The following is a 15,630-nucleotide window of genomic DNA, read 5'->3' on the forward strand; positions in this document are numbered from 1 at the left end:
GTTTGCTGGTACGTGAACGTACCAGCAGCAGCTGCAGCGAGAGGACCCTTAGGCTCGTGAACACCCCGACCCGAAGCGATGGGGCGGTTCTCCCGCCCACCACGTCGATCCCGTCCGCCATCCAAGGGCTCGGCGCGGTCGTGTCGCGCCGACACTTCTTCCGCCATCTCCACGACCGGCACGGTTCGGCGTTCACCGTGAACCTGCCCGTCTTCGGTCCGTCCGTTGTCATCTCTGATGCCGCGATGGCGCGCGAGCTGTTCACCGCGGGCGATCAGGTCGAGAACGTCCAGCCCAACCTCGGACGCATCCTCGGCACCGGATCGATGTTCGCGCTGGAGGGCGCCCGGCACCGCGCGCGACGCAAGCTGCTCACCCCGCCGTTGCACGGCAAGCCGATTCGGTCGTACGAACAGATCGTCGTCGACGAGGTCCGCGCCGAGACCGCGACGTGGCGCCCCGGGGTCGAGTTCGCCTGCATCGAACCGATGATGCGCATCACCCTGAACGTCATCCTCCGCGCCGTCTTCGGCGCGGAGGGCACGGATCTCGACCGACTCCGCGACATGATCCCGCCGATGGTGACCGTCGGTTCGCGGGCCGCGACGGTACCCCCGCTGCCCCTCCCCCTCCGGCCGATCGACCCCAATCACCGGTACGCGCGTCGCAATGCCGAATACCGAGAATATGTCAGCGGACTGATCACCAAGGCACGCAACGATTCTCACCTGGACGAGCGCACCGACATCCTGGCGATCATGCTTCGCAGCACCTACGACGACGGCAGTCCGATGACCGACGACGAGATCGCCGAGGAGCTGGCCACCTTGCTCGCGGCCGGGCACGAGACCACGGCAACAACCCTCGCGTGGGCGCTCGAGCGGCTGCGGCGGCACCCCGAGGTGGTGCGCGAGCTCGTGGCCGAGGTGGACGCCGGCGGACACGACTACCGCCACGCGACGATCCTGGAGGTCCAGCGCAGCCGACCCGTCATCGACTTCGCCGGCCGGCACGTGGTCGCCGACCATCTCGACCTCGGCGACTGGCGGATACCCAAGGGATACAACGTGCTCGTGTCCATCGCCCTGCTCCACGACGACAGCAGCGAATTCGCCCGGCCCGAGGTCTTCGACCCGACCCGCTTTCTGGGCACCAAGCCCTCGTCGGCGTGGCTCCCGTTCGGCGGCGGGACCCGACGGTGCATCGGGGCGGCGTTCGCGACCATGGAGATGGACGTCACCCTGCGGACGTTGCTCGAGCAGTTCGAACTGCTGCCGACCACCGCCCGCGCGGAGCGCTGGTTCTCGCGCGGGGTGGCCTACGCCCCGTCCCGCGGCGGTCGGATCGCGGTCCTGCCCCGCTGACCCACTCGGCCGCAGGCACCCCCAACGGTGACGGGTCCCACATTTCTGCTGTGACCTTTGTCATCGAACGCGGCCGAACACGTATGTCCGAACACCCCCGCCGAATTGCGGTATGCGCTGGGAATTCACTGTAAAGCTAACAGCGTTATCCGGGCGTTATCCGAATCGCGCTGGTCAGGGGTTCGACGTGACCCAGCCGTTACCGAACCCGTATGGTCGCCCACGGTCCGAGATCAACTGCCCTGCCAACCCCAGGGCGGTGAGGAGGAACGAAGACCATGCGTATGACCAAGACCCACATGACCAAGCTCGTCGCCCGCGCCGCGATCGTCGGCGCACTGACTGCCGCGCCCTTCGGGATGCTGACGTCCACTGCGCACGCGGCAGGCAACTGGGACGCGGTCGCTCAGTGCGAGAGCGGCGGCAACTGGGCCACCAACACCGGCAACGGCTACTACGGCGGTCTCCAGTTCTCGATGAGCACCTGGCAGGCCAACGGCGGAACCGGCAACCCGGCAGACGCCTCCCGCGAGGAGCAGATCCGCGTCGCGGAGAACGTGCTCGCCACGCAGGGCCCCGGAGCCTGGCCGACGTGCGGCGCCAACCTCTGACGCACGCACTTCTGACCACCGCACCGGCGCGTCACATCCCGTGATGTCGCAGCACCGGTGACAGCAAGGCCGGCGGGTCCACCAGGGACCCGCCGGCCTCGCTCGTCTTTCAGGCTCCTACGTCACCGTCGGGGTGTCGTCGCCGGAGTCGCCGACCGTCGTGTCCAACGCGCTGACCGCGATGCCGTACGGCAGGAACCGCACGTTGCGGCGCGGATCGGTGTTGCTCTTGTTGGCACGCAAGGCGTCGAGTTCGGTGGCGTAGACCTGCTCGACCCGGGCACCGCCGTCGTCGTCGACAACGAAGACCGCCCAGACTCCGGAGCCGGCCTCCCCCGTGGTCTCTTCGCGCGGCTGCGGCTTGGTACGAGTCCGGCCACGCGAGGCCTCGTCGAAGAACATCGAGAAGGCTGCCGGTCCCGCCTGCCCCTCGAAGAGCTTGCCGAAGACGTCACGCAGTCCCTCCCCGGCCTCACGTGCGAACCGGTCGAAGTCCTCGGGGCCGAAATTGAACGATCCGCCGGAACCGCTGTTGTCGGGCATGGTGCCACCTTTCTCCGTTCACTCTGACGAGCGTCGGGCAACACTGCCCAGTGTCCTCAGAAATCAGCGGCTCCGCCACCCGGCCCTCACCGATCAGCAGGTCCGCCATCCTCGGTCCCGGTCTCGTCGAGCCGCTGATGCAGACGCGCGCGGACGTCGTCGGCCGAGTAGGACTTCCGCTGCCGCTGATCCCGCGCGACCATCGCCCCGCCGGTGGCCACCCCGACCGCGCCCGCCAGTCCCAGCCATTTCCAGAAGTTCCTCATGCGGGCAGGATAGGTCGCGCGGCACGCGGACGCATTAGCCTTCTCTCGTGCCCAGCAGCAGAATTCTCTTCGGCCGAGACCGCGCCGACTCCGGGATCTCGTTGACCGACGCGCTCGACGCCACCCGCACCGGCGACATCTGGCTCTTCCGAGGCCATTCCGGGCCGGACCGGGCCATCCGCACCCTGACCAACGCGCCGGTCAACCATGTCGCGATGGCGGTGTGCATCGACGACCTGCCGCCGCTGCTCTGGCACGCCGAACTCGGCGATCGGCTGACCGACGTGTGGACCGGGTCGAATCATCGCGGCGTTCAGCTACATGACGCGCGCGAAGCCGTGGAGCAGTGGATGATCCGCTACAAGCAGGCATGCTGGTTTCGCCAGCTCACCCCCGAGGCCACCCCGGATCAGGAGAACGCTCTGCTCAAGGTGATCGCCGAACTCGACGGGACCCCGTTCCCGACGACCGCACGACTCGCCGGACGGTGGTTTCGCGGCCGGGTGCCCAACTCGACCGACCTCGTCCGGGGCATCCCCTACCTCGACCGCAAGGTCCGTCAACGACGCGACGAACGGCAGCAGCGCCGCAGCCAGAAGACCGACGGCGTCGGACTCGAAGCCGCCTACTGCGCCGAGGTGGTCGCGATCACCTATCGCGAGATGGGCATCCTCGATGCCTCCAAGGACTCCAACTGGTTCGACCCCGGGCGATTCTGGAGCGGCGATCAACTTCCCCTCCATCCGCCCCACGAACTCAGCTCGGAGGTGGGGGTCCGCCTGGACTGACCGTCCGGCGACTAGATCGTCATCGCCTCGCGCACAGCAGTCTCGGCAGCCGAGCCGCCGTCACCCGACGACGTGACGCGTCCGCTCTCCAGCACGTAGTACCGCTGCGCCGCCTCGAGTGCGAAACCGATGTGCTGTTCGACGAGGAGCACTCCCAGTCCGCCACGCTGGGTGAGCGTGGTGATGGTCTGCTCGATCTCGGCGACGACCGAGGGCTGGATGCCCTCGGTCGGCTCGTCGAGGATCAGCATGCGAGGCTCGGTGATGAGCGCGCGAGCGATCGCCAGCTGCTGACGCTGTCCTCCGGACAACAGGCCGGCGCGTCGTCCCAGCAGTTCCGTGAGTGCCGGGAACATGTCCAGCATCTCGGCGACCAGCTCCTTGCCGCGCTTGCGGCCGTCGGCCACGACCTGCAGATTCTCGGCGGTGGTGAGGTGCCCGAAACTCTGCTGGCCCTGCGGCACATAGGCGATGCCGTGCCCCACCCGGGCGCTGGGGCGCGCCCGGGTGATGTCGACGCCGTCGAAGGTGATCGACCCCTTGGTCGTCTTGACGAGTCCGACGGCCGCGCGCAGCAGGGTGGTCTTCCCGGCGCCGTTGTGTCCCATCACCGCGACGACGCCGTCGGTGGGTACCTCGATGTCGACCCCGTGGATCACCTCGGTACGACCGTAGCCCGCGTGGACTCCGGAGAGTTTCAGCATGATTCAGCCCTTGTCCTGAGTCGATTGTGTGGGGGTGCCCGCCACGTCGGCGTCGGTCTCGGCGGCGATCTCCTCGAGTTCCTCGCCGCCGGCGGCGGTTCCGAGGTACACCTCCTGGACCTTCGGGTTCGCCTGGACCTCGGCCACCGTGCCCTCGGCGAGCACCCGGCCGCGGGCGAGCACCGTCACCGAGGTCGCGAAGGACCGCATGAAATCCATGTCGTGTTCGACGACCACCACGGTGCGTTCACCACCGATGCGGCGCAACAGGTTCCCGGTCTCCTCGCGCTCCTCATGGCTCATGCCGGCGACCGGCTCGTCCAGCAAGAGCACCGAGGCGTTCTGCACCAGCAACATCCCGATCTCCAGCCACTGTTTCTGGCCGTGCGCGAGCACGCCTGCCGGGGTGTCGGCGAGGTCCTGCAGACCGATGGTCTCCAGCGCCTCGGCTATCGAGTCGGGGATCTGCGTCGGCCGACGCCGCAGCATCGTCCACACCGAACGCCCGGCACCCGCCGCGATGTCGAGGTTCTGCAGCACACTCAGTTCCTCGAAGACGCTGGCGGTCTGGAAGGTCCGGCCGACACCGAGACGCGCGATCTGGTGCACCTTCTTGCCGACGAGTTCGACACCGGACTTCTGGATCGACCCGGTCGGCTTCACCAGACCGGTGATCGCGTCGATGATCGTGGTCTTCCCGGCACCGTTCGGTCCGATCAGGAACCGAAGGTCACCCTGCAGCAGGGTGAGGTCGACATCGGAGACCGCCTTGAATCCGTCGAACTCGACACTGAGACCGCGCACCTGGAGGTAGTCGCTGTCCATTCCGGCATTGCCGCCGGCGACCGGCAGGTGTTCGACGACCGTCGATTCTGTCTCGGTCATGACGACGCTCCTACCTTGCTGACGCTGTGCTCATCGATGTCACCGGTCGGGGTCGGGTCCGGCGTTCTTCTCCGACGCCACTTGACCAGTGCTCCGAGCCCGGCCAGCCCGGCCGGGAAGAAGCCCACGACCACGATGAACAGGATGCCCTGGGCGTAGGTCCACCCGGACGGGAAACTCTCCGACAGACTCGTCTGCGCCCAGGCCACCGCGATGGCGCCGAGGACCGGACCGAGAAGCGTCGTGCGCCCACCGATCGCGACGCCGATCAGGAACGCGATCGACGGCACGATCCCGACGTCCGCGGGCGAGATGATGCCGACGATGGGGACGAACATGGCACCCGCGATGCTGGCGAACAGCGCAGCGATGGCGTAGGCGACGACCTTGACGTTGGCCGGGTCGTAGCCGAGGAACCGGACGCGTTCCTCCTGGTCGCGGACGGCGACCAGCAGTTCGCCGTATCGGCTGTACATCAGCTGACGCGTGATGGCGACGACGGCGAGCAGGATGGCCGCGGTGATGAAGAACAGCAGCTGCCGATTCACCGGGTCGTTGAGCGCGAGACCGAAGAAACTGCGAAAGCGGTTGAGCCCGTTGCTGCCACCAGTGGTCTGCTGACCGATGAGCAGGATGGCGAAGGCCGCGGCCAGCGCCTGGGACAGGATCGCGAAATACGCGCCCTTGACCCTCCGTTTGAACACACCGAGGCCCAGCAGGATCGCCAGGAACGTGGGAACCAGCAGGATGCCCAGGATCGTCACCAGGGGCGAGGCGAAGGGCTTCCAGTACCCGGGCAGCTCGGTGATCCCGGCGATCTGCATGAAGTCCGGCACGTCGTCGCCGCGGAGTTCGGCGTCGGAGATCTTCAGGTGCATCGCCATGATGTACGCACCCAGACCGAAGTACACGCCCTGGCCCAGGGTGAGCATGCCGCCGCGTCCCCACGCCAGGCCGATGCCGACCGCGACGATGCCGAAGCACAGGAACTTGCCGAGCAGGTTGAGCCGGAAGTCCGACAAGACGGCCGGTGCGACCGCGAACAGCAGGATCGCGGCGAACCCGAACCCCGCCCAGACCTTCCAGGAACCGCTGAAATAGTCCTTCACACAAGACTCCTCGACTGGACCGTGAAAAGACCCTGCGGCCGGATCTGCAGGAAGATCACGATGATGACGAACACGGCGACCTTCGCCACCGACGCCGTCGTGTTGTATTCGATGAACGAGTTCAGGACACCGAGGGCGATGGCCGCGATGACCGCGCCCTTGATCTGGCCCAGACCGCCGATGACGACCACCAGGAATGCGTCGATGAGGTACGTCATCCCGGTGTTCGAACTGGTGGAGCCGATCAGAGTCAGCGCCACGCCCGCGACGCCGGCCAGTCCCGACCCGATGAAGAACGTCGTGATGTCGGTGCGACGGCTGGAGATCCCGCTCGTCTCGGCCAGATCGCGGTGCTGGACGACGGCACGGATACGACGGCCCATCGGCGTGTACTTCATGGTGACCGCGATGGCGGTCACCGCCACGATCGCGAGCAGCATGATGAACAGACGCGTCTTGGGGACGACCGCGCCGAGGATGTCGACGCCGCCGGACAACCACGACGGCGCGACCACGTCGACCGCCGGTGCGCCGAAGATGTCCCGGGCGAGTTGCTGGAGGATCAGTCCCACGCCGAAGGTGACGAGGAGCGTGTCCAAGGGTCGGTCGTACATACGCTTGATCAGGGTGACCTCGAGCAGGACCCCCATCAGCCCGCCGACCAGGAAGCCGATGACGAGCGAGACCAGTAGGGACACCCCGGCATCGGAGATCAGGTACTCCTGCACCGAGTAGGCGGTGTACGACCCGGCCATGATGAACGACCCGTGGGCCATGTTGATCACGCCCATCTGCCCGAAGGTCAGAGACAGGCCGAGAGCTGCGAGGAGCAGAATCGAACCGAGACTGAGCCCGGTGAAGAGCTGTCCGATAACGGTTTCCACGTGACTTTCCGTTCGTCGTCGGCGTGCGCCGCTTACTCCAGGGAGGGGCCGTACGCGACCCGTCCCACGTCTCGAGACGCGGGACGGGTCGTCGACGGTGTCAGTTGCTCAGGCCCTCGGCCCACGGGTACGACTTCAGGTAGGGGTCCGGCTCGATCGGCTGACCCGAATCCCACACGCTGTAGATCAGTCCGTCGCCGCGGATCTCACCGATACGCGCGGTCTTGGTGATGTGATTGTTCTCGCCGTCGATCGTGACAAGTCCCTCCGGGGCGTCGAAAGTGACTCCACCCGCAGCCTTCTGGACGTCCGCGACCGCGAAGGACTGGGCCTTCTCGACCGTGTTCTTCCACAGGTACACCGAGACGTAGGCGGCCTCCATCGGATCGGAGGTCGGCTTGTTGGCGCCGTAGGCGGCCTTGTAATCACGGACGAACGATGCGTTCGCCGGGTTGTCGACGGTCTGGTAGTAGTCCCACGCGACCAGCTGGCCCTCGATGTTGTCCACACCGATGCCGCCGACTTCCTCTTCGGCGATGGATACCGAGACGACGGGCATGGCCTGCGGGGTCAGTCCGACGTTCTTGTACTCGCGGAAGAACGCCACGTTGGAATCGCCGTTGAGAGTGTTGAACACGGCGTCGGCGTCGGCGGTACGGACCTTGTTGACGATGGTCGAGAAGTCCGTCGAGCCGAGCGGGGTGTAGTCCTCACCCTTGATCTCGATGCCGTTGGCCTCTGCGTATGCCTTGATGACCCGGTTGGCCGTCTGCGGGAACACGTAGTCGCTACCCACCAGGTAGAGCGACTTGACGCCCTTTTCCTTCAGGTATTCGAGCGCGGGCACGATCTGCTGATTCGTGGTCGCACCGGTGTAGAAGATGTTCGGAGACGATTCGAGTCCCTCGTACTGCACCGGGTAGTACAGCAGTGAGTTGTTGTCCTCGAAGACGGGCAGCATCGCCTTGCGGCTCGATGACGTCCAGCCGCCGAACACCGCTGCGACGCAGTCACTGGAGATCAGCTTCTCGGCTTTCTCCGCGAAGATCGTCGGCTCGGACGCGCCGTCCTCGCCGATGAGCTGAAGCTGCTTGCCCAGGACGCCGCCGTTGTCGTTGATCTGGTCGACGGCGAGTTTGATCGAGTCGCGAACGGTGACCTCGGAGATCGCCATCGTTCCCGACAGGGAGTTCAGCGACCCCACCTTGATGGTGCTCCCGGAGGTGTCGACACACGATTCGGCACTCGACGCCGATTCATCGCTGGCCGAGCTGCCACACGCGCTGAGGACCAGCGCCACCGCGGACAGGGCCGCGGGGACGAGAATGCCGTACCGCCGCCGGCGTGAGCGGGTGGTGGCGGGCGGCGGGGTGTCCGTCGGCGAAGAGCCGGACGGCAACGGAACAGACGGCATCGGCGAAGCCTTTCTCACTACGTCTCAGGTCCACTCAGGTGGGGGCACGACGAACACGCGGCATGTCACCGCATGACCCCCGATGAGATACGCGCCGCAAGAAGCTTGCGATCTGGCGTATGGGGGGTAAACGTATTTTGACTTTGTTACGCCGGCGTGACGTGAGATGAAATCGATGTTTCCGCTTCCGGATGCGTCACCGCGGCCGGGCGTCGCCGAATTCTGTTGCCTTCATTGATGATTCAGAGAGGTCCGGTTTGACACGACGGCCCGCAGGCGCTAGTGGGCGAAGGATGCCTCGATCTCGGCGCGGGTACGCTCGGGGTCAGATCCGAGCTCATATCGGGGAAGGGTGTGCGGGACGGTGGTTCCCGGCGCCACACGGCGGCGCGCGGCCGCGAACTCGGGAGCCTCTCCCATCGTCAGATGCGCGGAGTTGATGATGCTCCACACCACGCTCCGCCGGGCGCGCCGCTCGATCGAATTGGGCGCCCGGTACATGATCAACTCCCTGGCCCAGCGAGGCATCGTGTCCCGGATCGCCCAGTCCACGGCCGCCTGGGCGGGGTTGCGCACATTCAACCCGGTCGCCATCGCATTGCCATGTGTCAGTGCGAGTTTCGGCAGATACTCCGTAAGACAGGCAAGGGTGTCGGCCTTGGTCGTGGGCAGGTCGGTACCACCGAGCGCATGACCGACCCGTACGAATTCCCGGTAATAGCAGTCGAGCTGGTCGCCACGCAGCGGCTGCGGGTGATAGATCTCGTGCGCGGTCGCGATACCCCAGACGACCGTCGCGTAGTTCCATCGCAACCAGGCCGGATCGTCGGCGTCGTAGGTCGCACCGTCGGGCCGGACGCCCTTGATGGTGTGGTGCATCGCGCGCACCGTTCGGGCCAATCGCTCCGCCGACTCCGTCGAGCCGTATGCCGTCCCCATGAAGAAGGCCAGCGAGTGCCCGAGCCTGGTCATGGCGCCGTCGGGGTCGATGGACAGGGTCGGGGTACCGTCCTCGCGCCGCCGGACCAGTCGCGAGTGCTGCACGCCCATCCAGAAGATGCTCGGGTCCAGACGCTCGAGGTACGACGCGCACTGCAGGCCGAAGATCAGCGCGGGCGTGTGCGAGTGGACGTACCAGGTCGCGCTGTCCGGGCCGAACCAGCCCGGGTCCCCCGCGGGATTCTCGAAGTCCATCCCGCGGAAGAACTTCGCACGCACGTGGGCGTCGAACTTGCCGTTGAGCCAGGAACCGACGAACTCGTGCGGGAGCGGAACGGGTACCCAGTCGGTGGACGGCAACCGGAGAGGAGCCATGGACACAGTCATCGGAGACCTTCCGCTCGGGGCGACCTTTGGAGACGGTCGTGTCCAGACTAACTCTTTGGCTACGGGTGTGACCAGATCTGGCCCGGCCGGGTCACCGCCGACTATGGTGAGACGATGTCCCTACCGACCCGCTGGGCTGGCGTGCCGCTCGCGGACCGGCGCGCAGAGCGTAGGTCCGACCTGATCGCGGCCGCCTTCGACATCTTCGGGGGCGGCGGCGCCGAGTCCGAACTGTCGGTCCGCTCGGTGTGTCGCCACTGCGGCTTCAACACCCGGTACTTCTATGAGAGCTTCACCGGCACCGACGAGCTGCTGGGCGCCGTGTACGACGCCACCGCCGCGGAACTCGGCACGGTGGTCGCCGCGGCGATGGGCGAGGCGGATCCCTCGGTCCGGTCGCGCACGCGCGCGGGAATCCGTGCGGTGCTGGGCCATGCCTCCTCGGATCCGCGTCGCGGCCGCGTGTTGTTCACCGCCGGGGTCACCAATCCTGTTCTTGCCCAACGGCGTGCCGTCACCCAGGCGATGCTCCGCGACATGGCGTTCGCCGAGGCCGACGCCCGGGACGCCGACCCGCTCACCAGTCGGGTCCGAGCCGCGATCTTCACCGGCGCGATGGCCGAACTGGTGCAGCAGTTCTTGGCCGGGAGCCTGGGCGACGATCTGGACCGCGTCGTCGACGAGGCGATGGCCACCCTGCTGCCCACCCGGATTCCGTAGCGACAACGCGCGCCAAAAGCGCATTCCCGCTACCGAATCGCGGGTTCTAGGCGTTTCATGAGACCGCGGTCGAGGGCGCGGATCATGATGAGGCACCCGAGACCGGACAGCACGAGCCCGGTCGCGAAGACCGCCGGGAACCCGAACAGGTCACCGATGATCCCCGCGGCGAACCCGGCAGCGCCTTGTACGCCGACCACGGCGCAGGCGAACAGGGTGTAGTCGCTGCCCTCGTAACCCTTCTGGCACGCGTCCATCATCAGTGTGAAGACCGCGACAGTCGCCGCCCCACCCAGGATGTGCTCGGCGAGACTGGCGGTGACCACGAGCCAGAAGCCGCCGACCCCCATCGACGCCACCAGATACAGACCGAGACTGAGCGTCTGGGTGACACCGCCGACGAGCAGCGCGTGCCGCCGGCCGTAGGTGTAGGCGAGCCACCCGCCGAGGGCTGCCCCGCCGAGGGCCCCGGCCGACGACAGCGCACCTTCGACGAGTGCGATCTGTCCCAGCGTGAGTCCGATGTCGGACATGAACGGCCCGACCAGTGCCGACGCCATCGAGTTGCCGAATTTGAACGCGCCGACGACGAGGATGAAACCGATCACGCCCGGGCGTCGGAGCCGCGACCACCACCCCGTCAGCAACAAACGCGGCGACACCGAAGTCGACGCCGACGGCACATCGCCGGCTCGCGGCCCGGGTTCACGCGCGAGAAACCACACCCCGACGGTGACCGCGAACAGCAGCACCGACATCACGACGAAGAGGGCACGCCACCCGGCGAGTGAGAACAGCCAGAGCAGGCCGCCGCCCCCGGCGATCATGCCGATCCGGTAGGCGCCCACCTGGATTCCGTTGCCCAGACCACGCTGACGCGGCTCGAGCATCGACACGGCGAGGCCGTCGGTCGCGATGTCCTGCGTCGCCGAGAGCAGGTTGATGACCGCGATGCCCACCAGCAACCACACCAGGGTCCCGGACAGGTCGAGGCACGCCAGCACCAGCGCGACGACTGCCGACGACAACTGCAGGGTCAGCAGCCATCTGCGCCGGGTTCCGTAGGCGTCGACGTAGGGCGCCCACAGGAACTTCAGGCCCCAGGGCGCGAACAGCAGTCCGTAGACGCTGATCTGGGTGAGCGAGTAACCCTCCTCGCGGAGGATGACGGGTATCGCCTGGCTGAAGAACCCATAGGGCAGACCCTGTGCGAAGTAGAGGACTGTGAGCAACACGAGGGTGCCGACAGCGAGCCGACCGGAGCGCGGGGTCGACATGGACCGCGGACTCGACATGGGTGACATCATGCCCCACGCGGCGTCGGCGGGTCGGCGCAGACGTGTTCGTGTGCGGGCGGCCGGCTAGCCGTTCGCGTCTTTCGCGAACGGTGCCGCCGCCTTGCGCGGAGACCGTCCGGGTCTGGGCCGATAACCGCTCACGATGGACATGCGGTTGAACGCGTTGATGGTCACCGCCGCCCAGATCAGCACCGAGGTCTGTTCGGTGTCGAGGATGTCTGTGGCCCGGTCGTAGGCCAGGTCGGCGGCGTCGTGCGCGGGCAGCTCGGTGACCAGTTCGGCGATCTCCAGGGCGGCCTGTTCGACATCGTCGAACAGGTCCGGCGCGTCGCGCCACCCCGCGATGACGTCGATCTGCTGCGTCGACAGACCTGCGGAACGGCCCAGTTGCGCATGCAGATCCATGCAGTAGGCGCAGCCGTTGAGTTGGGAGCACCGCAGGTTCACCAGCTCGACGAGCGAGCGGCTCAATCCGATCGCTTCGGCGGCCGCGGCGACCTCGGCCGACACCGCGATCAGCTTTCGATAGACCTGCGGTGTGGTCTTGTCTATTCGCACCCGTTGCGCAGGCATGGCCCAACAGTAACCGCCCGCGGTCGCCGGCCCACGAACCGCTGCGTCAGCCGAGGACGTCCGGGAACAGCACCCACCCGTCTGACCACACGAAGTCCCCACGCCGTCTGGGTAGGACTACTCACCCGCGCCGGGACGCGGTCGGTCATCGTCGGAGCATGACCTCTCCCAGCAGCATGTTCGGCGGCGATCCGGGTACTGCCACGCTCGCGCGGATCTCGACCGAGTTCGACGCCATCGCGCGCCAGATGTCCACCGTGTCAGCCGAATTCGCAGAGCTACGGCGCATCGTCGCCGAGCCGCTCGAACCCGCCCGCGAGACGGGCACCGCCCCGCAACCCGCGCCCCGGACACCGACGCAGATCCAGACACCGCCTCCCGGCTTCACTCCGCCGACGGTGACGGCGTGGGCCCCGCCGGTGCCACCGTTCTCACCACCCCATCGGCCCCCGGCCGCTCCCCCGAATCCGGCGGCGGCCGCGGTGTCACCGCAGATGCCTCGTCCGACGACCATGCCGTCGTACCGACCGCCCGGACCGTCGGCCGGCCCGCCGCCTCGACCACCCGCACCGTCGATGTCCGACCGTATCGGCGCGGCCGCCGAACGCGGATTGATCGGCAAGATCCTCGCCACCGCCGGCGTCGGCGTGACGCTCATCGGTGTCGCACTGCTCCTCGTCCTGGCCGCGCAGGCCGGAATCCTCCGTCCGGAATTCCGCGTCGCCGGCGGCGCGGTGCTCGCCGCCGCACTCGTCGCCGGCGGAATGTGGCTGCGCGGCCGCACCGACGGTCGAATCGGTGCCATTGCCCTGACCGCCACGGGAATCGCAACCGGCTACCTCGATGTCCTCGCCGCGACGAAGATCTACGAGTGGCTACCGATCGTCCCGGGCCTCGGCGTCGCCGGCCTCGTCGCGGCGGGTGGTCTCGTGCTGGCCCACCGGTGGCGCAGCGAACACCTGGGCCTGTTGGTCGTGGTGCCACTGATCGTCCTGGCACCGGTCCTCACCGGTGGACTGGACACGACCCTGATCGCGTTCATGGTGGTGCTCTGCGCCGCGTCGGCGTGGGTCCAGCTCGGTCGCGACTGGATCTGGTTGCACGCGGTGCGGCTGGCCGCCCCGACGATCCCGCTCACCCTGGTCGGCCTCTCCGGCCTCGTCGGATGGGGTGCGCCCGGGGGCTCCGACCCGGTCTTCGCGACAGCTGTCGTCGTGGTCGTCGTGCTGGCAGTCGGCGGCGCCCTGCTGGCCATGCCCACCACGGCGTTTCCCGAAGCGATGGCGGGCCTGGCGAGTGCGACCACCATCCCGGCACTGTTCGCCGGGTCGGCGATGCATCTGCCGGGCGCGGTCATCCTCCAGGCCTCCATCGCCCTCGCGCTCATCGGCACTGTGCTGATCGGTTCGGCACTCTCGGGCACCCGCGCCCGGTTCGTGCCCGACACCGTCGCCCAGACCTGGTCCGCCACTGCCCTTCTCCTGCTGTTCGTCGCGGTCCTCGAGACCTTCGACGGCACGGTGGCGGTCGCCGTACTGCTGGGACTGGCCACGGTGACCGGTCTCGTGGCACGGACGTGGTCGACGACCTCGCGTGTGCTTCTCGCCGGCAGCTCGGTCATCTGGGCGATCGGTTTCGCGGCCCTGCTCCACGCAGCGCCTCCGTACGTGCTCGCCGACGCCGACCTGATCGGACGCGATGCGAACCTGGAGATCGTTGTCGCGAGCCTGTTCGCGGCTGCTGGAGCGCTCGTCCTGGCTGCGGGCTGGGTGCGCCTCACCGACGAGGCGCTTTCTCGCGCAGCCCACATCGCCGCCGGGATGGTCGTCGTCTATGCGCTCACCGTGATCAGTGTGACCGCAGGTGTCCTCATCGGTGGGCCAGACGGGTTCCTGGCCGGACATGTTCTGGCGACCACCTGCTGGATGGTGCTCGCCGGCGCGGCGCTCGCATATGCCCGACGTCGCAGCGGCGCGGCACGCACCGCCGCGGTCACCGGAGGCCTGGTCCTCGTCGCCGCGGCGATCGCCAAGCTGTTCCTGTTCGACCTGGCCACCCTCGACGGCATCTTCCGCGTCATCGTGTTCATCGTGACCGGACTCATCCTCCTCGGACTGGGCGCCTGGTACGCACGCGCCCTGCAGGAGAATCCTTCGGAGCCGGATTCGTGACAGCCGCCTGACCCTGTCGATGACGGACTAGGTGGTCGTACGAACCGGCGCGGCCACGTCGACCTCGGTCGTCGCATCGTGGGCGGGAGGTCGACGATCCGGGGCGGTCCGGACATGCGTCAGGTACAGCGTCAGCCCGACGAAGGTGAGTCCGCCGACGAGATTGCCGATCACCGTGGGGATCTCGTTCCACACGAGATAGTCGGCGATGGAGAAGTCGCCACCCATCATCAGACCCGACGGGAAGAGGAACATGTTGACGATCGAGTGCTCGAAGCCCATGTAGAAGAACAGCATGATCGGCATCCACATACCGATGACCTTGCCGGGCAGCGACGTCGACATCATGGCGGCGACGACGCCGGTGGACACCATCCAGTTGCACAGCACACCGCGGATGAACAGCGTCAGCATGCCGGCCGCCCCGTGCTCGGCGTACCCGACGGTGCGGCTGTGCCCGATCTCGCCGAGCTGCTGCCCCACTTCGTCGGGTGCGACGCTGAACCCGTAGGTGAGGATGACCGCCATCATCACCGCGACCAGGATGGCGCCGAGGAAGTTCCCGACGAACACCAGGCCCCAGTTGCGCAGCATCGACCGGACGGTCACACCTCGACGTCTGTCGAGCAATGCCAGCGGCACCAGCGTGAACACGCCCGTGAGCAGGTCGAATCCCATCAGGTAGAGCAGGATGAACCCGACCGGGAACAGCACTGCCCCCAGCAGCGGCTCACCGGTTCGCACCGTGACCGTCACCGCGAACGCCGCGGCCAGAGCCAGGATCGCGCCGGCCATGAATGCTCTGATCAGCGTGTCGCGGGTGGACATGAACGCCTTCGACTCGCCGGCGTCGACCATCTTCACCGCGAATTCGGACGGTTTCACATAGGACATGTGGTTCTCCTCGAATTCCTCAGTTTGTCGGGCCCCATGGAACCGAGGTCACATGACCGTCCGGTGTCATCGACGAGTCG

16 protein-coding genes are annotated in these 15,630 nt (G+C 67.2%); 5 read left to right on the forward strand and 11 right to left on the reverse strand.

The genetic code is table 11. The annotated features are described in order from the left end of the window. Window positions 1–56 precede the first annotated feature (56 nt). Together KTR9_RS18350 and KTR9_RS18355 are read left to right on the forward strand one after the other, a co-directional pair. On the forward strand, window positions 57–1,364 hold the full coding sequence (locus tag KTR9_RS18350; RefSeq protein WP_014927619.1) for a cytochrome P450: 1,308 nt from the start codon (window positions 57–59) through the stop codon (window positions 1,362–1,364). A 278-nt stretch (window positions 1,365–1,642) separates the two neighbouring features. Beyond that, window positions 1,643–1,975: a transglycosylase family protein gene (locus KTR9_RS18355; RefSeq protein WP_014927620.1), complete on the forward strand. Its 333-nt coding sequence runs from the start codon at window positions 1,643–1,645 to the stop codon at window positions 1,973–1,975. A gap of 117 nt (window positions 1,976–2,092) precedes the next feature. On the opposite strand, the gene KTR9_RS18360 is transcribed toward KTR9_RS18355, so the two are convergent. Both KTR9_RS18360 and KTR9_RS18365 read right to left on the reverse strand, forming a co-directional pair. Further along, window positions 2,093–2,518 carry a hypothetical protein gene (locus tag KTR9_RS18360; protein WP_010843385.1) on the reverse strand — a complete coding sequence of 142 codons (426 nt, stop codon included), beginning with the start codon at window positions 2,516–2,518 and terminating at the stop codon, window positions 2,093–2,095. 86 nt (window positions 2,519–2,604) lie between these two features. Beyond that, window positions 2,605–2,784: a hypothetical protein gene (locus KTR9_RS18365; RefSeq protein ID WP_010843386.1), complete on the reverse strand. Its 180-nt coding sequence runs from the start codon at window positions 2,782–2,784 to the stop codon at window positions 2,605–2,607. A 47-nt stretch (window positions 2,785–2,831) separates the two neighbouring features. Here KTR9_RS18365 and KTR9_RS18370 point away from each other — a divergent pair, with 47 nt between their 5' ends. Then, window positions 2,832–3,572, forward strand: coding sequence for a hypothetical protein (locus KTR9_RS18370; RefSeq protein WP_014927621.1), 741 nt, complete (start codon window positions 2,832–2,834; stop codon window positions 3,570–3,572). An 11-nt stretch (window positions 3,573–3,583) separates the two neighbouring features. Here the strand turns inward: KTR9_RS18370 and urtE are convergent, their stop codons facing one another. From urtE to KTR9_RS18400, 6 genes are all read right to left on the reverse strand, one after another. After that, window positions 3,584–4,276, reverse strand: a complete 693-nt coding sequence (gene urtE, locus KTR9_RS18375; RefSeq protein ID WP_014927622.1) for an urea ABC transporter ATP-binding subunit UrtE — start codon at window positions 4,274–4,276, stop codon at window positions 3,584–3,586. Window positions 4,277–4,279: 3 nt separating this feature from the next. After that, window positions 4,280–5,161, reverse strand: a complete 882-nt coding sequence (gene urtD / locus KTR9_RS18380) for an urea ABC transporter ATP-binding protein UrtD (RefSeq protein WP_014927623.1) — start codon at window positions 5,159–5,161, stop codon at window positions 4,280–4,282. Continuing rightward, a complete protein-coding gene (gene urtC, locus KTR9_RS18385; protein WP_014927624.1) occupies window positions 5,158–6,270 on the reverse strand; it encodes an urea ABC transporter permease subunit UrtC in 1,113 nt (370 codons plus the stop codon). The genes urtD and urtC overlap by 4 nt, the downstream gene beginning before the upstream one ends. Then, the gene (gene urtB, locus KTR9_RS18390) at window positions 6,267–7,154 is read right to left on the reverse strand and encodes an urea ABC transporter permease subunit UrtB (RefSeq protein ID WP_010843391.1); all 888 of its coding nucleotides are present in this window, start codon (window positions 7,152–7,154) and stop codon (window positions 6,267–6,269) included. The genes urtC and urtB overlap by 4 nt, the downstream gene beginning before the upstream one ends. A gap of 100 nt (window positions 7,155–7,254) precedes the next feature. Then, window positions 7,255–8,568, reverse strand: coding sequence for an urea ABC transporter substrate-binding protein (urtA, locus tag KTR9_RS18395; protein WP_014927625.1), 1,314 nt, complete (start codon window positions 8,566–8,568; stop codon window positions 7,255–7,257). A gap of 279 nt (window positions 8,569–8,847) precedes the next feature. After that, the gene (locus KTR9_RS18400) at window positions 8,848–9,894 is read right to left on the reverse strand and encodes an oxygenase MpaB family protein (protein WP_014927626.1); all 1,047 of its coding nucleotides are present in this window, start codon (window positions 9,892–9,894) and stop codon (window positions 8,848–8,850) included. 114 nt (window positions 9,895–10,008) lie between these two features. Between KTR9_RS18400 and KTR9_RS18405 the strand changes: the two genes are divergently transcribed. Next, the gene (locus tag KTR9_RS18405; RefSeq protein WP_014927627.1) at window positions 10,009–10,614 is read left to right on the forward strand and encodes a TetR/AcrR family transcriptional regulator; all 606 of its coding nucleotides are present in this window, start codon (window positions 10,009–10,011) and stop codon (window positions 10,612–10,614) included. A gap of 29 nt (window positions 10,615–10,643) precedes the next feature. On the opposite strand, the gene KTR9_RS18410 is transcribed toward KTR9_RS18405, so the two are convergent. Further along, on the reverse strand, window positions 10,644–11,891 hold the full coding sequence (locus tag KTR9_RS18410; protein WP_044507039.1) for an MFS transporter: 1,248 nt from the start codon (window positions 11,889–11,891) through the stop codon (window positions 10,644–10,646). A gap of 84 nt (window positions 11,892–11,975) precedes the next feature. Then, complete coding sequence (locus tag KTR9_RS18415) at window positions 11,976–12,485, reverse strand: carboxymuconolactone decarboxylase family protein (RefSeq protein WP_014927629.1); 510 nt, start codon at window positions 12,483–12,485, stop codon at window positions 11,976–11,978. 158 nt (window positions 12,486–12,643) lie between these two features. On the opposite strand from KTR9_RS18415, the gene KTR9_RS18420 reads away from it, so the two are divergent. Continuing rightward, on the forward strand, window positions 12,644–14,656 hold the full coding sequence (locus KTR9_RS18420) for a DUF2339 domain-containing protein (protein WP_014927630.1): 2,013 nt from the start codon (window positions 12,644–12,646) through the stop codon (window positions 14,654–14,656). A 27-nt stretch (window positions 14,657–14,683) separates the two neighbouring features. Here the strand turns inward: KTR9_RS18420 and KTR9_RS18425 are convergent, their stop codons facing one another. After that, window positions 14,684–15,550 (reverse strand): formate/nitrite transporter family protein, encoded by an 867-nt coding sequence (locus KTR9_RS18425; RefSeq protein WP_014927631.1) that lies wholly within the window; start codon window positions 15,548–15,550, stop codon window positions 14,684–14,686. Window positions 15,551–15,630 lie beyond the last annotated feature (80 nt).

Origin of the sequence: Gordonia sp. KTR9 (assembly GCF_000143885.2) — a bacterium.
Classification (GTDB): Bacteria; Actinomycetota; Actinomycetes; order Mycobacteriales; family Mycobacteriaceae; genus Gordonia.

What these genes read in the sequence shown, in the direction of transcription:
- KTR9_RS18405 (WP_014927627.1), top strand. Translation starts at nt 10,009, where the DNA reads ATGTCCCTACCGACCCGCTGGGCTGGCGTGCCGCTCGCGGACCGGCGC.
- KTR9_RS18415 (WP_014927629.1), bottom strand. Translation starts at nt 12,485, where the DNA reads ATGCCTGCGCAACGGGTGCGAATAGACAAGACCACACCGCAGGTCTAT.
- KTR9_RS18360 (WP_010843385.1), bottom strand. Translation starts at nt 2,518, where the DNA reads ATGCCCGACAACAGCGGTTCCGGCGGATCGTTCAATTTCGGCCCCGAG.
- urtA (WP_014927625.1), bottom strand. Translation starts at nt 8,568, where the DNA reads ATGCCGTCTGTTCCGTTGCCGTCCGGCTCTTCGCCGACGGACACCCCG.
- KTR9_RS18410 (WP_044507039.1), bottom strand. Translation starts at nt 11,891, where the DNA reads ATGTCGACCCCGCGCTCCGGTCGGCTCGCTGTCGGCACCCTCGTGTTG.
- urtE (WP_014927622.1), bottom strand. Translation starts at nt 4,276, where the DNA reads ATGCTGAAACTCTCCGGAGTCCACGCGGGCTACGGTCGTACCGAGGTG.
- KTR9_RS18420 (WP_014927630.1), top strand. Translation starts at nt 12,644, where the DNA reads ATGACCTCTCCCAGCAGCATGTTCGGCGGCGATCCGGGTACTGCCACG.
- KTR9_RS18425 (WP_014927631.1), bottom strand. Translation starts at nt 15,550, where the DNA reads ATGTCCTATGTGAAACCGTCCGAATTCGCGGTGAAGATGGTCGACGCC.
- KTR9_RS18355 (WP_014927620.1), top strand. Translation starts at nt 1,643, where the DNA reads ATGCGTATGACCAAGACCCACATGACCAAGCTCGTCGCCCGCGCCGCG.
- urtD (WP_014927623.1), bottom strand. Translation starts at nt 5,161, where the DNA reads ATGACCGAGACAGAATCGACGGTCGTCGAACACCTGCCGGTCGCCGGC.
- KTR9_RS18365 (WP_010843386.1), bottom strand. Translation starts at nt 2,784, where the DNA reads ATGAGGAACTTCTGGAAATGGCTGGGACTGGCGGGCGCGGTCGGGGTG.
- KTR9_RS18400 (WP_014927626.1), bottom strand. Translation starts at nt 9,894, where the DNA reads ATGACTGTGTCCATGGCTCCTCTCCGGTTGCCGTCCACCGACTGGGTA.